We start from the raw sequence: 14,201 nt of genomic DNA, 5'->3' as shown, positions 1-14,201 counted from the left end.
TGTCTTCCATAGCGCCGCAATTCTGAGAGGAGACACATTTGTTATGAATTCGTTACCAGCGACGCAAGACCCCCCCCGAATGGGGGTCTGACCAGCGTTTTGGCTGGCCAGATAGCGACTCAGCGCCGATCACCGAACGGCAGGTACACGGTTCGGTAACGCGGAGTTCACATGAATCGCGCAGGCTCCTGAGAGGCGCACCGAGGGGTTGCGCGAGATCCGACACCGAGGAGACCACACGAATGCGCCACAGATCCGCCAGGCGATCCCAGCTGGGCATCGCCGTCCTCACCGCCCTCGGGCTGGCCGTTGCGCCGCTCGCGGCCGCTCCCGCCTTCGCCGCTCCCGCCGGCACGGGCGTCGTCATCAGCGAGGCGTACCTCAACGGTGGCAGCGCTGGAGCGACCTACCTCAACAAGTTCGTCGAGCTCTACAATCCCACGAACGCCCCGATCTCGCTGTCGTCGATGTCGCTGCAGTACCGGTCGGCCACGGGCACCGCCAACCCCACCGCGACGCTGCCGCTCACCGGCACTATCGCCGCGAAGGGCCACTACCTCATCGGCGGTTCCTCGAACGCTGCGAACGGTGCTGCACTGCCGACGCCAGACCAGACACTCGGCGCTTCGTTCGCCGCCGGTGGCGGAACCCTGTTCCTCGCCAACCAGACCACCGCGTTGACCGCCCCGCCCACCGGATCGGTGACGGGCAACAGCGCCATCGTCGACCTGCTTGGCTACGGCACGTCGAACACCTACGAGACGCTGGCGGCTCCCGCGGCATCCGTCACCACCTCGCTCGCCCGGAGCGGCAGCGGGGCCGACAGTGACAGCAACGCGTCCGACTTCAGGGCCGGGGCTCCGACTCCGCAGAACGCGGCCTCGGACGCCAGCACGCCCACCCCGACGGATCCGCCCACCCCGACGGATCCGCCCACCCCGACGGATCCGCCCACCCCGACCGATCCGCCCACCACCGGCGCCCCGACGCCCGGCGACACCGTCACGATCGCCCAGATCCAGGGCGCCACCGATACGAGCCCGCTGGCCGGCCAGACCGTCACCACGACCGGTGTCGTCACCGCGAGCTATCCCACGGGCGGCTTCAACGGATACTTCATCCAGACCCCCGGCACCGGCGGAACCCGCGACTTCAGCACGCAGAAGGCCTCCGACGGCCTCTACGTGTTCTCCGCGACGACGGTCGGCCAGGCCACCATCGGCAGTCACGTCAGGGTCACCGGCGTCGTCTCCGAGTTCTCGGGACTCACCGAGCTGACCGTCGACGCAGGCGGACTCACCGTGCTGAACGACGCGGTCGCCCCGCCCGTGCCCGTCACCAACGAGCTGCCGACGGATGCCCTCCAACGCGAGTCGCTCGAGGGCATGCTGCTCGCTCCCGCCGGCGACTTCACCGTCACCGACAACTACGACACGAACTTCTACGCGTCGATCGTGCTCGCGCAGGGCACGAAACCGCTCGACACCCCCACCGCCGTCACCGAACCCGGCAGCGCCGAGTACACCGCCCTCGTCGCGGCGAATGCGGCCCGCAGCGTCACGCTCGACGACGGTTCGAGCCTCAACTTCAACACCGCGGCCAACAAGGCGACCCCACTGCCCTACCTGTCGACCACGAACCCGGTGCGGATCGGCGCTGCCGCGACGCTCACCAAGCCCGTCGTGCTCGACTACCGGTTCGGCACCTGGAACTTCCAGCCGACCCAGCAGCTCACCGCCGCAAACGCCGCCACCGTGCAGCCCGCCACGTTTGCGAACACGCGCACCGCGGCCCCGGCCACCGTGGGCGGCGACGCGACTCTCGCCTCGTTCAACGTGTTGAACTACTTCACCACCACCGGGGACTCGATCGCCGGATGCACGTACTACACCGACCGCGCCGGAAACCCGAACACGGTCAACAGTGGCTGCGACGCCCGGGGTGCCGCGAACGCCGACGACCTCGAGCGCCAGCAGGCGAAGATCGTCTCGGCGATCAATGCGCTCGACGCCGACGTGGTGTCGCTCGAGGAGATCGAGAATTCGGTCCGCTTCGGCAAGCCCCGTGACACCGCGCTGTCGACCCTCGCCGACGCACTCAACAGCGCCGCGGGCGCCGGCACCTGGGCGTTCGTTCCGTCACCGGCCACGCTGCCGGCGACGGAGGACGTCATCCGCACGGCCTTCATCTACAAGCCCGCCGTGCTCGAGACCGTGGGCGCGTCGTCGGTTCTGGATGATCCCGCCTTCGTCAACGCCCGCCAGCCGCTCGCCCAGGCGTTCAAGCTGAAGGGTGGGGCCGATTCGACCTCGTTCCTCGCAATCGTGAACCACTTCAAGTCGAAGGGTTCCGGCTCGGGGGTCGACGCCGACCAGGGCGACGGCCAGGGGGCATCCAATGCCTCCCGCGTCAACCAGGCTAAGGCCCTCGTCGCGTTCGCCGACACGATGAAGGCGTCGTCGAAGATCGACCGCGTGCTGCTCGACGGCGACTTCAACGCCTACCTGAAGGAAGACCCGATCGACGTGCTCGTCGCGGCCGGTTACGTCGACCTCGGGTCCACCACGGGCAAGTCGACCTACGCCTTCGACGGCGCCGTCGGTTCGCTCGACCACCTCTTCGCGAATTCGGCTGCCAACACGTCGGTGAACGCCGTCGACGTCTGGAACATCAACTCGGTCGAGTCGATCGCCCTGGAGTACAGCCGCAACAACTACAACGCGACCGACTTCTACCAGGCGAACCCCTATCGTTCGAGCGACCACGATCCGATCGTCGTCGGACTGAACCTCGCGCCGAAGGCCGACGTCGTCGACCTCAACCTGCTGAACATCAACGACTTCCACGGTCGGATCGACGCCAACACGGTGAAGTTCGCCGGAACCGTCGAGCAGCTGAAGGCCGAGAAGGGCGACGGCTCGAGCCTGCTGCTGAGCGACGGTGACAACATCGGCGCGAGTCTGTTCGCCTCGTCATCGCAGCAGGACAAGCCCACGATCGACGTGCTGAACGCCCTGGGCCTCACGGCCTCGGCGGTCGGCAACCACGAATTCGACCAGGGTTTCACCGACCTGACCGGCCGGGTGACGGACGCCGCGAACTGGGACTACCTGGGCGCGAACGTCTACCTGAAGGGCACGACCACGCCGGCCCTGCCGGAATACAAGGTCGTCACGGTGAACGGGGTGCGCATCGCCATCATCGGTGCGGTCACCGTCGAGACGCCCACTCTGGTGTCGCCCGCCGGGATCGCCTCGCTCGACTTCGGTGACCCCGTCGCCGCCGTCAACCGGGTGGTCGCGAAGCTCGAGGCCACGGATGCTGCCGACGTGTTCGTGGCTGAGTACCACGAGGGTGCGGGCGCCGGAACGCCCGACGGCGCGAGCCTCGAGCAGGAGGTCGGGGTGACCGACAGCGCCTTCTCGAAGATCGTCACCCAGACGAGCGCCGACGTCGACGCCATCTTCACCGGCCACACCCACAAGCAGTATTCGTGGGATGCGCCCATCCCGGGCCAGGCCGGCAAGACCCGTCCGGTGCTCCAGACCGGCAGTTACGGTGAGAACATCGGCCAGGTCGTTCTGAGCGTCGACCGCAACGCGGATGACGCGGTCGTGAAGTACACGGCCCGGAACGTGCCGCGCACCACGGTCGCCGACACCACCCTGGTGGCGACGTACCCGCGCGTGGCCGAGGTGAAGAGGATCGTCGATGCCGCCATCGCGAGCGCCGCGACGATCGGCAACAAGCCGGTCGCGACCATCACCAAGGACATCACGACCGCCTACACGACAAACGGAACGGTTCGGGATGACCGGGCCAGCGAATCGACGCTCGGCAATCTCGTCGCCGATTCACTCGTGTCGGCTCTCGCGCCCGCCAACCTCGGTGGCGCCGAGATCGGCGTGGTGAACCCCGGCGGGCTCCGGAGCGACCTGCTCTACAGATCCTCCTCGGTCGGTGAAGGCGATGGCGTGGTGACCTACGCCGAAGCCAACGCCGTGCTGCCATTCGTGAACAATCTGTACACGACCACGCTGACCGGGGCGCAGTTCAAGACCGTGCTCGAGCAGCAGTGGCAGACGGATGCGGCGGGCACCGTGCCTTCACGTCCATTCCTGGCCCTCGGCCTGTCGAAGAACGTGACCTACACGTACGACGCCAGTCGGGCATCCGGTGACCGCATCACCTCCGTCACGGTGAACGGTGCGCCTCTGGATGCCCGGAAGGCCTACCGCATCGGATCGTTCAGCTTTCTCGTGCAGGGCGGCGACAACTTCCGCGGTTTCACGGCAGGGACGAACACCCGCGACTCGGGCCTGATCGACCGGGATGCGTGGATCAGCTTCCTCGCGGCGAAGAGCCCCGTCTCGCCGGCGTTCGACCGTCGCGGGGTCTCACTGACGGGCGCGCCGACGGCCGCGGTCGTCGCCGGCAACACAGTGACTCTGAACCTGTCGAAGCTCGACCTGACGTCGCTCGGTAGCCCGGTCACCACGAAGGTGACCACGACGCTGGCGGGCAACACCGCCTCCGGCACCGTCACCGCAGTGAGCGGCGGCGCTGCCACCGTGACCTACACGATCCCCGCCAACGCCTCTGGTGCGAGCACGATCGTGATCACTGCGAAGGAGTCGGGCACGACCGTGCGCGTACCGGTGACGGTCACGCCGAAGGCGGTCACCCCGCCGCCAGTCGACCCGTTCACGGCCTGGCTGCAGGCCGTGGCGGCGGCGCTCCACGCGTACTTCGTGGCGCTGCTGAAGGCGCTCTTCCCCTGGCTCGCCTGAGAAGGTGAGGCGGCGACGCTGACTGCGTGACGAACGGTCGTCGGGGTGATGTCCGGCGGCCGTTCGTCACCGTCAGTACCCGGAGCTGATCGCGGCGCCGGCCACGGCACCGATGATGCCGATCAGCGCGTAGATGACGGTGAGCGCGATGCCGACGATGATGCCGGCCATCGCGAGGCCGTGGCCGCGCTCGCCGGTCTCCTTGATCTGGCGGAGCGCGAAGAAGCCCAGAACGATGCCGACGAGCGGCACCAGGAACCCTCCGATGATGGCGACGATCGAGAGCGTGTTGAGTTTGGCCGGCGCGCTGCCGGTGTAGGAGGTGTCAGTCATCAGTGATCCTAAAGTCGAAGAAATATCGGTTCCACCAGAATACGAGAATTCATCACAGAAGTACATTCGAATCTGATGAGCCTTCAGAACCGCACCAACGGAAGGGACTGCGCCGCTACAGTTGCGGCATGCCCGCACTCACCCGCCGCCGTTTCCTGATTGCGGCGGGGGGCTCCGCAGCGACGGCCGCCCTGCTCGCCGCGTGCACCGCCCCCGCTCCGGAGTCGACGGGCACGGCCTCACCGGGCACCCCACCACCGACTCCCGAGGGCCCGCCGGTGTGGAGTGAGCTGACCGCCGCCGTCACCGGAAGCCTGCTCCTCCCCGCCGACGCCGGCTACGCTTCCGGAGCACTCACCGAGAACCCGCGGTTCGACGACGCGCAGCCGCTCGCCGTGCTCGAGGCCGCAGGCGCGGCAGACGTCGCCGCCGGGCTCGCCTTCGCCACGAAGTACGGTGTGCCGATCGCGCTCCGCTCCGGCGGACACAACTACATCGGATACTCGGCGGGCGGAGCATCCGGAACCGGCGTCGCACCCTCCCTCGTGATCAGCACCGCCACGCTCACCGACGTCGCGCTCTCAGCAGACGGAACCACGGCCAGCGTCGGTGCGGGAGCCACCCTCGTCGAGGTCTACAGTGCTCTCGGCTCGGCGGGCCGCGCCGTCGCGGGCGGATCCTGCGCCACCGTCGGCGCGACCGGACTGACCCTCGGCGGCGGCGTCGGGGTGCTGGTGCGCTCGTTCGGCCTCGCCTGCGACCAGCTCACCGGCGTCGAGATCGTGACTGCAGACGGCACGGTGCACCAGGCCAGCAGGGAGACGGATGCCGATCTCTTCTGGGCGTGCCAGGGCGGCGGTGGAGGCCAGTTCGGCGTCGTCACGAAGCTCATGTTCGAAACGCAGTCGGCTCCAGACGTGAACACCTGGTATGTCGAGTGGCCGTGGAGCAGCGCATCCGACGTCGTCGCGTCGTGGCAGGTCTGGGCGCCCGGCGCCGACAACCGGCTCTGGTCGACTCTCAAACTGCTCGGCGGCCAGTCGCACACCGGAACTCCGAGCGTCTCGGTCTCGGGCACCTGGACCGGCGACATCGGTGACCTGCCGGAGCAGCTGAAGCCGCTGCTGGCGGGGGTCGACGCCCGGCCGACCGACAACCAGTCGTTCCACCACACCTACCTCGAGGCGATGATGACCGAGGCAGGATGTGAGAACACCCCGCTGGCCCAGTGCAAGACGGGCCCCGATGGGGCGTTGACGCGCGAGCCGTCATCCGGCACATCCAACGTCGCGTACACGACCCTCGACGCATCGGGGATCCACGACCTCGTGGCGGCCGTCGAGCAGGCGCAGGCCGTGACGGGCATGACCGAGGGCGGCATCTCGATGGATGCCCTGGGCGGCGTCGTCTCGTCGGTCGACCCTGCCGCGACGGCGTTCGTGCACCGCAAGGCGCTCATGACGGTGCAGTACACGGCGACCTTCGCGGTCGGTGCCGACCCTGCGCCGTTCGACGCCTACGTGCGTGGCTTTCGCACCACCATGACCACGCACTGGCAGAACTGGGCGTACGTCAACTACTGCGACAGCACGGTTCCGGATGCCCAGACCGCCTACTTCGGAGCGAACCTCCCGCGCCTGCAGCAACTGAAGCAGCAGCACGACCCACGCGGCCTCTTCACCCAGCCCCAGTCGGTCTGACCGCTCTGGCGGCGCAGTAGGCTGGCCGCATGCTTCTCAGCGACCGCGACATCAGGGCCGAATTGGGCAGCGGGCGGGTCGGGCTCGAACCCTTCGAGCCCCGCATGGTGCAGCCGTCGAGTGTGGATGTGCGCCTCGACCGCTTCTTCCGCCTGTTCGACAACCACAAGTACCCGTTCATCGACCCCGCCGAAGACCAGCCCGAGCTGACCCGGCTGATCGAGACGAAAGCGGATGAGCCGTTCATCCTGCACCCCGGCGAGTTCGTGCTCGGCTCGACCTTCGAGCTCATCACCCTGCCCGACGACATCGCTGCCCGCCTCGAGGGCAAGAGTTCGCTCGGCCGCCTCGGGCTCCTCACCCACTCGACCGCCGGCTTCATCGACCCCGGATTCTCGGGCCACGTCACCCTCGAGCTGTCGAACGTCGCCACCCTCCCCATCAAGCTCTGGCCGGGGATGAAGATCGGCCAGCTCTGCTTCTTCCAGCTCAGCTCGCCGGCCGAGCATCCGTACGGCTCCGGCGTCTACGGCTCCCGCTACCAGGGCCAGCGCGGGCCGACTGCGTCGCGCTCGCACCTGAACTTCGTGCACTCCGACGTGTCGGCGGGCGCGCTGGCTTCGGCTCCGGATGCCCACCCCTCCACCTCCGGGCCGACCACTCTCGGCGGTCACGGCTGACCCCTCCCGGGACCAGCGCGCGGGCTGGCGTCACGGTGGCGGACGGGTGATGATGGGGTGAGCCGCGACAGCGGTACGCGTGACCGAGCGCGGAGGGCGGAGGTGACCATGACCGACTGGCACGCTCGCTTCGAGCGCGACGCGCGATTCCGGCACGCCGTCGAAGCCGAATACGACGGTGCGTATGACGTCGGCGACGCACTGTGGTGGCTCGATCATCCGTCTGCCGACTGCCCGTCGGGGGAACCGGCGCCGCGGAGGGCGCTCGCCGGTCTGCAGCGCGCCGCCTTCGCCCGGCCCTCCGGAGCGGGCGAGGAGGTCAGGGCTCTCGCCGCCCAGAGTGAACTCGACGCCATCGGCACATCGCTCGAGAGTGAACGAGCCGAGACGGAACGGGCACTCGCTGAGGCCCTCGCGACTCTGGATGCCCGGCCGGCCATGCGCCGGAGGACCACCGTGCTGCTGGCCGGAGCCTTCATCGCGGCAGGCTGCCTGGCCGGGGCGGCAGTGTTCGTGGCGACCACGGTGATCGCGTCCCAGTCCGCAGCAGGCGGGGCCGGCATCGCTGCCGACGGCGACAGCGCGGGCAAGAGTGTCGGGAACAGTGCGAACGGAGCCCCGGGCGACAATGGCGACAACGCCGCCGAGAGCGCCGCCGACGGGGCCGGAACGGCTGCGGCCGACGGCGGGTCGAGCTACAGCGCCACGGGCGGCGACGGCTCCGCCGCTCCCACACCACGGCTCACGGCGGCGCCCTACCCGAACTTCCCGCCGGGGATCGGCGCCGACTCGTACTCCGCGGTCTTCTCCCACGGGCAGCTGGTCGCCGACCTCCCGCCGTCAGAACCCGCGCAGGAGCTCCTGGTCTCGACCTTCCGGGCGCTGAACGTCTCCCAGAACAGTCCGGGGGCGGTCTATGCCGCCATCAGCTCGTCCAACCAGGTGTGCCTCGTGGTCTACGGCAACCCGGTCGACTACGGCTACACCTGCGACGACGTCGACCGGGTGGCGACCCGGGGGCTGCAGGTGTCGCTCGCGACGCGTGACTACCGGGACCCGGACTCGGGCCTGGTGACGCCCGGAGTGGGGCTCTCGGTGCGGTGGCTGCCGGACGGCGCGCTCACGCTCGACTCGTCGGTTCCGTACGACCGCGACTGAGGCGCGCCCTCGCCGCGGGTTCCCAACCGGCCCCGCACTGCTGGAGGGGCCGATCCCGGCGGGGCCGCCGCGGCCGGGCCGATACGCTGGAAACGTAAGGAGAACGATGACCCAGCAGCACCCGGAACCCCGCTCACGCCCGAACGACGAAGAGAACCCGCGAGCGGCGGCCCCGGGCATCCGCGACCGCGTGTTCACGGCGGCCCTCTTCGACATGGATGGCACGCTCATCGACTCGACGCCGGCCGTCGACCGTTCGTGGACGACCTGGGGTGAGGAGTGGGGCCTCGACCCCGCGTTCCGGGAGGGGATGCACGGCAAGCCGGCGATCGGACTCGTGAGTGCCGTCATCGCCCCCGAACTCGTCACCGAGGCGTTCGCGCGCATCCTCCACCTCGAACTCGTGGACCTCGACGGCATCACGCCTCTCAGGGGCGCCGCCGAGCTGCTCGGCAGCCTGCCGGAGGAGCGCCGCGCGATCGTCACCTCGTGCACGCGCGAACTCGCCCGGGCGCGCATCGGGGCGGCAGGCATCCCTGCCCCCGCCACGGTGGTCACGATCGACGACACGCCTCGGGGCAAGCCGTTCCCCGAGCCGTTCCTGGAGGGTGCGCGCCGGCTGGGCGTGGATCCGCGCGACTGTCTCGTGTTCGAGGATGCACCGGCCGGGCTGGCTGCAGGACGTGCTGCCGGATGCACCACCGTCGGCGTCGCCGGAACGCACTCGGCAGCAGAACTCGACGCCGACCTCGTGGTCGACAGCCTCGCCGACGTGCGGTTCGTCCCCGTGCCCGGGGGTTTCCGCCTCGACTTCTGACCCCCGCCCCTGTTCCTCCGAGGAGTGGGTCACGCAGGGAGTGGGTCAGGCCGGGAGTGGGTCAGGCCGCGAGGGCGGCGCGGGCCGCCATCAGCGCGGGCAGCTGCAGGGTCAGCCAGGGGCTGAATGCCCACGGAGTCGCCTCGATCGCGGCCAGCAGAGCAGCAGGCTCGGACCACTGCCATTCGGCGACCTCGTCGGGATTGGGCTGGAGGGCATCCGAAGCCGCCGACGGGGGCGTGAAGACCGCCGTGTAGACGGGGCAGATCTCGTTCTCGACGATTCCGGTGGCGTCCACCGCCCGGTAGCGAAAGTCGGGAAGCACGACCTCGACCGAAGCGAGGCCAGCGTCACCCGCGCCGCTGCTCCCGATCCCGAGCTCGTCGCTCGCCCGCCGCACCAGCGCATCCTCGAAGCTCTCGCCCGGCGCCGGATGCCCGCAGAACGAATTCGTCCAGACGCCCGGCCACGTGCGCTTCGACAGTGCCCGGCGGGTGACGAGGATCCGCCCCGCCCGATCGAAGACGTGGCACGAGAAGGCAAGGTGCAACGGTGTCGAGAGGGTGTGCACCGTGGCCTTGTCGGCGACACCGATCGGATTTCCGGCATCGGACAGTAGCACGACCTGCTCATCGGAGGCAGCCATAACGCCCTCTCTCGCTCGGTGGGTTACGCTCAAAAGGTGGACCCACAGGATCTCGTAGTGGCAAGCTCGCGGCGACAGAAGAATGTCGACGATGTGCTTGACCGCTTCTTCAGCCTAGCCAAGAACCGCGCGGCGGCGATCGGGCCTCGATACGTCACGCTGTGGCAGACCCTGGAGCGCAACACCTCGGGTGGCAAGCGTTTCCGACCGGGCATGGTCATGGGCGCCTACGAGTCCCTCGGCGGCACCGACATCGAAGCCGCAGCCCACATCGGGGCGGCGTTCGAGCTCCTGCACACAGCCCTCATCGTGCACGACGACGTGATCGACCGGGACTTCATCCGGCGGGGCGGAGTGAACGTCTCCGGGGTCTACCGCGATTTCGCGCAGACCGCGGGCATCCCGATCCCGGCAGCAGAACACCGCGGACTCTCTGTCGCCGTGATCGCCGGCGACCTGGCGCTCTCGAACGCGTTCCGGATGATCGACAAGGCCGGTGTCGGAGACGAGATGCGCCGCCGCCTCCACGACATCTTCGACGAGGCCCTGTTCGCCTCGGCCGCCGGCGAGCTCTTCGACGTAGATTTCTCACAGCTCAAGTCGATGCCGACGGTCGACGAGGTCGTCGACATGGAGCGCCTGAAGACCGCCGTCTACTCGTTCGAGAGCCCCTGCGAGGCCGGTGCCGTTCTGGCCGGCGCGAGCGACGAGGCCGTGCGTGCACTCGCCTCCTTCGGCCGGAACATCGGCATCGCCTACCAGATCGTGGATGACGTGCTGGGCGTCTTCGGCGACGAGGCCGCCACCGGGAAGACCACCATCGGCGACCTGCGGGAGGGCAAGCGCACCGTGCTCATCGCCTACGCGTCGGGCTGCCCGGAGTGGCTCGAGATCTCGCAGTGGCTCGGTCTCCCCGATCTCACCCGCGAACAGGCCGGTGTGGTGCGGCGGTCGCTCGAGGCCTGCGGCGCCCGCAAGTACGCAGAGGATCTGGCGCGCGAGTTCGCCGACCGTGCCATCGAGGAGCTGGCGTCGGATGCTCTCCCCGACGCGACCCGCGCGGAGTTCCAGCCCGTCATCGACTCCGTGCTCCGGCGGGTGCGGTGAGCGGGCAGACGACCGACCTCGCGAGGGCACGGTCGCTCTACGACAGGGTCGCCGTCGAGACGGCGGGGATCGTCATCCACCGGTATTCCACCTCCTTCGGGCTGGCGTCGCGACTGTTGTCTCCGCCCGTTCGGCGCCACGTCGACAACATCTACGCTCTGGTGCGGCTCGCCGACGAGGTCGTCGACGGCGTGGCGGCCTCGGCGTCGCTCGGAGCGCCCGAGATCGCGCGCCTGCTCGACACGCTGGAGCAGGAGACGCTCGACGCGATGACCGTCGGGTACAGCACCAACCTGATCGTGCACGCATTCGCCCTCACGGCGCGGGAGGTCTCCTTCGGCCCCGAGCTGGTCGTTCCGTTCTATGCGTCCATGCGCGCTGACCTCACCGAGTCCGAACACACCCCCGAGTCGTTCGAGGAGTATGTCTACGGATCGGCTGAGGTGGTCGGGCTGATGTGCCTCTGCGCATTCCTCGAGGGGCATACGGTTTCGGAGGACCGTCGAAGCACTCTCGTCGACGGGGCCAGGCACCTCGGCGCAGCCTTCCAGAAGATCAACTTCCTGCGCGATCTCTCCGCTGATTTCGCGGGGCTCGGGCGAAGCTACTTCCCCGGGGTGAACGTGTCGACTTTCGGGGAGACCGCGAAGAGCGACATCCTCGACGACATCGACAACGACCTCCGCATTGCGCGCGCGAGCCTCCCCCTGCTTCCCTCGTCATCGCGGCGGGCGGTTGCGCTCGCCCAGGGTCTGTTCGGCGAACTGACCAGGCGGCTCCGGGATACTCCGGCTGCCGTACTGGCCGAGACGCGCATCCGTGTGCCGAATCCGGTGAAGCTCCGGATCGCCGCCTCCGCTGCCGCCGGCCGGCTGCCGCGCGAGTCACTGCCCACCGCCATCAGCAGATCAAACCCTGCCAAGGAGAACCGTTGACCCCCGAGCGAGATGACGCCGAGCCCACCGGCGCCGAGTCTGACGCCGAGCCCACCGAGGCCGAGTCTGAGCCGCGCGCGAACTCCTTCGACGACATCGTCGACGGGGAGACCGACGTGATCGAGCGTCTGCCCGACGACTACATCCTCGATGCCTACGCCGCCCGCCCGAGCGCCGCGGCCGAGCGTGAGGCAGCTGCCCTCCGCCCGGGTGCAGGCAAGAAAGCCGTGGTGATCGGCGCGGGCATCAGCGGACTCGCCACCGCCGGTCTCCTCGCCCGCGAGGGCTACAGCGTCACCGTCGTCGAGAAGCAGCCCGCCGTGGGCGGTCGCGCCGGGCTCTGGGAGAAGGACGGCTTCCGGTTCGATGCGGGCCCCTCGTGGTATCTCATGCCCGAGGTCTTCGACCACTGGTACAAGCTGATGGGGTCATCCGCCGCTTCCGAACTCGACCTCTCGAAGCTCGACCCCGGCTACCGGGTGCTGTTCCAGGACGAGTTCCGCCCCGTCGACATCGCTGCGAGCCGCGAGGAGAACCTCGAACTCTTCGAGTCGCTCGAACCGGGATCCGGAGTGCGGATGGCCGGGTACCTCGACTCGGCGGCCGAGACGTACGAACTGGCCAAGGAGTACTTTCTCTATTCGACATTCGAGGACTTCCGCCCGCTCCTGAAGGGGCCGGTGCTGAAGCGTTCGCTGCGTCTCGTGCGCCTTCTGCTCGAGTCCCTTGACAGCTTCGCGGGCCGCACGGTGCGCGATCCCCGGCTGCAGCAGATCCTCGGATACCCCGCTGTCTTCCTCGGTTCGTCGCCGTATTCCACTCCGAGCATGTACCACCTCATGAGCCACCTCGACCTCGACGACGGTGTGCTCTACCCGCAGGGCGGCTTCGCCCGCGTCATCGAGAGCATCGAGCAGCTCTCCGTCTCGGCGGGCGTCACCATCGTCACCGGGGCGACGGTCAGCCGCATCGTGACGTCGGGCGACGACCTCGACGCCGCCTTGTCGGAGCCGCCCGCACCGGGGCCGTACGACTACCCGACGAACGAGTTCGACACCAACGTGATCGACCGCGACGAGCTCCGGCGAGTGCTGGAGGGCGAGGCGGAGCCGACAGGCGCCGCGACGAAGGCCACGGCTCCCCGTGACACGGATGCCCTCACGGGCGAGACTCCTGCCGAGACACCCCCGGTGACGCCCGTGCGGGTCTCGGGCATCCAGTACCTCGACGCCACCGGCGCAGCACACACTCTCGATGCGGATGTGGTGGTCGCCGCCACCGACCTCAAGCACGTCGAGACCACGATGCTGCTGCCCGAGCTCCAGACGTATCCCGAGAGCTACTGGGCCAAGAAGACGGCCGGACCGAGCGCCGTGCTCATCTACCTCGGCGTCTCCGGCGAGATCCCCGAGCTGGCGCACCACACGCTCTTCTTCACCAAGACGTGGAAGAGCGACTTCGAGAAGATCTTCGGCAAGGGCGGTGTCGCGGCCGGGCTGCTGAAGAGCGTCGGCATGGGCCGGCCGGTCACGACCTCCGTTCCCAGCCCGGCGTCGATCTACGTCTGCCGGCCGAGTGCCACGGATGCGTCGGTCGCGCCCGAAGGGTCGGAGAACCTCTTCGTGCTGGTGCCGATCCCCGCCGATCCGGGCATCGGGTCGGGCGGCGAAGACGGTGCAGGCTCCCCGCAGGTCGAGGCCATCGCCGACGAGGCCATCGCACAGATTGCCGAATGGGCGGGTATCCCCGACCTCGCCGAACGCATCACGGTGCGCAGAACGGTTGGCCCCGCCGACTTCGCGAACGACCTGAACACGTGGAACGGCACGGCCCTCGGGCCCGCCCACACGCTGGGCCAGAGCGCCTTCTTCCGGGCAGGGAACGTGAGCAAGAAGGTCGCCGGCCTGTACTACGCCGGTGGATCCACCATTCCGGGCATAGGACTTCCGATGTGCCTGATCAGTGCCGAACTCGTGATCAAGCGGTTGCGGGGCGACATCTCGACGACGGCACTGCCGGAGCCGCTGTGAGCCCG

The 14,201-nt window shown here is 68.8% G+C and carries 10 protein-coding genes; 8 read left to right on the top strand and 2 right to left on the bottom strand.

Translation table 11 applies throughout. The features are described from left to right. Nucleotides 1-242 precede the first annotated feature (242 nt). Nucleotides 243-4,790, top strand: a complete 4,548-nt coding sequence (locus B7R21_RS02755) for an ExeM/NucH family extracellular endonuclease (protein ID WP_116281710.1) — start codon at nucleotides 243-245, stop codon at nucleotides 4,788-4,790. Between the two features lie 72 nt (nucleotides 4,791-4,862). Here B7R21_RS02755 and B7R21_RS02750 read toward each other — a convergent pair whose 3' ends face one another. Beyond that, a complete protein-coding gene (locus B7R21_RS02750) occupies nucleotides 4,863-5,123 on the bottom strand; it encodes a DUF4190 domain-containing protein (protein WP_172592021.1) in 261 nt (86 codons plus the stop codon). A gap of 128 nt (nucleotides 5,124-5,251) precedes the next feature. Between B7R21_RS02750 and B7R21_RS02745 the strand changes: the two genes are divergently transcribed. The 4 genes from B7R21_RS02745 to B7R21_RS02730 all read left to right on the top strand — a co-directional run bounded on the left by B7R21_RS02745 (nucleotide 5,252) and on the right by B7R21_RS02730 (nucleotide 9,478). Further along, nucleotides 5,252-6,823 carry an FAD-dependent oxidoreductase gene (locus B7R21_RS02745; protein WP_116281708.1) on the top strand — a complete coding sequence of 524 codons (1,572 nt, stop codon included), beginning with the start codon at nucleotides 5,252-5,254 and terminating at the stop codon, nucleotides 6,821-6,823. 29 nt (nucleotides 6,824-6,852) lie between these two features. Then, complete coding sequence (dcd, locus tag B7R21_RS02740; RefSeq protein WP_116281707.1) at nucleotides 6,853-7,503, top strand: dCTP deaminase; 651 nt, start codon at nucleotides 6,853-6,855, stop codon at nucleotides 7,501-7,503. A 108-nt stretch (nucleotides 7,504-7,611) separates the two neighbouring features. After that, nucleotides 7,612-8,661, top strand: a complete 1,050-nt coding sequence (locus B7R21_RS02735; protein WP_116281706.1) for a hypothetical protein — start codon at nucleotides 7,612-7,614, stop codon at nucleotides 8,659-8,661. A gap of 106 nt (nucleotides 8,662-8,767) precedes the next feature. Beyond that, nucleotides 8,768-9,478, top strand: a complete 711-nt coding sequence (locus B7R21_RS02730) for an HAD-IA family hydrolase (protein WP_116281705.1) — start codon at nucleotides 8,768-8,770, stop codon at nucleotides 9,476-9,478. A gap of 61 nt (nucleotides 9,479-9,539) precedes the next feature. Here the strand turns inward: B7R21_RS02730 and idi are convergent, their stop codons facing one another. Continuing rightward, nucleotides 9,540-10,124, bottom strand: coding sequence for an isopentenyl-diphosphate Delta-isomerase (idi, locus tag B7R21_RS02725; protein ID WP_116281704.1), 585 nt, complete (start codon nucleotides 10,122-10,124; stop codon nucleotides 9,540-9,542). Between the two features lie 57 nt (nucleotides 10,125-10,181). Between idi and B7R21_RS02720 the strand changes: the two genes are divergently transcribed. From B7R21_RS02720 to crtI, 3 genes are all read left to right on the top strand, one after another. Continuing rightward, nucleotides 10,182-11,231: a polyprenyl synthetase family protein gene (locus tag B7R21_RS02720; RefSeq protein WP_116281703.1), complete on the top strand. Its 1,050-nt coding sequence runs from the start codon at nucleotides 10,182-10,184 to the stop codon at nucleotides 11,229-11,231. Continuing rightward, nucleotides 11,228-12,166 carry a phytoene/squalene synthase family protein gene (locus tag B7R21_RS02715; RefSeq protein WP_116281702.1) on the top strand — a complete coding sequence of 313 codons (939 nt, stop codon included), beginning with the start codon at nucleotides 11,228-11,230 and terminating at the stop codon, nucleotides 12,164-12,166. The genes B7R21_RS02720 and B7R21_RS02715 overlap by 4 nt, the downstream gene beginning before the upstream one ends. A 227-nt stretch (nucleotides 12,167-12,393) precedes the next feature. Further along, nucleotides 12,394-14,196 carry a phytoene desaturase family protein gene (gene crtI / locus B7R21_RS20565; RefSeq protein ID WP_437184172.1) on the top strand — a complete coding sequence of 601 codons (1,803 nt, stop codon included), beginning with the start codon at nucleotides 12,394-12,396 and terminating at the stop codon, nucleotides 14,194-14,196. The last annotated feature ends 5 nt before the right edge of the window (nucleotides 14,197-14,201 follow it).

Source organism: Subtercola boreus, assembly GCF_003399625.1.
Classification (GTDB): Bacteria; Actinomycetota; Actinomycetes; order Actinomycetales; family Microbacteriaceae; genus Subtercola; species Subtercola boreus_C.
Note: the sequence above shows the minus strand (reverse complement) of the source record. Positions and strands in the feature narration are given on the sequence as shown.

Excerpts from the sequence above, each read along its gene's own strand:
- B7R21_RS02750 (WP_172592021.1), bottom strand. The coding sequence starts at position 5,123 with ATGACTGACACCTCCTACACCGGCAGCGCGCCGGCCAAACTCAACACG.
- B7R21_RS02730 (WP_116281705.1), top strand. The coding sequence starts at position 8,768 with ATGACCCAGCAGCACCCGGAACCCCGCTCACGCCCGAACGACGAAGAG.
- B7R21_RS02745 (WP_116281708.1), top strand. The coding sequence starts at position 5,252 with ATGCCCGCACTCACCCGCCGCCGTTTCCTGATTGCGGCGGGGGGCTCC.
- B7R21_RS02755 (WP_116281710.1), top strand. The coding sequence starts at position 243 with ATGCGCCACAGATCCGCCAGGCGATCCCAGCTGGGCATCGCCGTCCTC.
- B7R21_RS02735 (WP_116281706.1), top strand. The coding sequence starts at position 7,612 with ATGACCGACTGGCACGCTCGCTTCGAGCGCGACGCGCGATTCCGGCAC.
- dcd (WP_116281707.1), top strand. The coding sequence starts at position 6,853 with ATGCTTCTCAGCGACCGCGACATCAGGGCCGAATTGGGCAGCGGGCGG.
- idi (WP_116281704.1), bottom strand. The coding sequence starts at position 10,124 with ATGGCTGCCTCCGATGAGCAGGTCGTGCTACTGTCCGATGCCGGAAAT.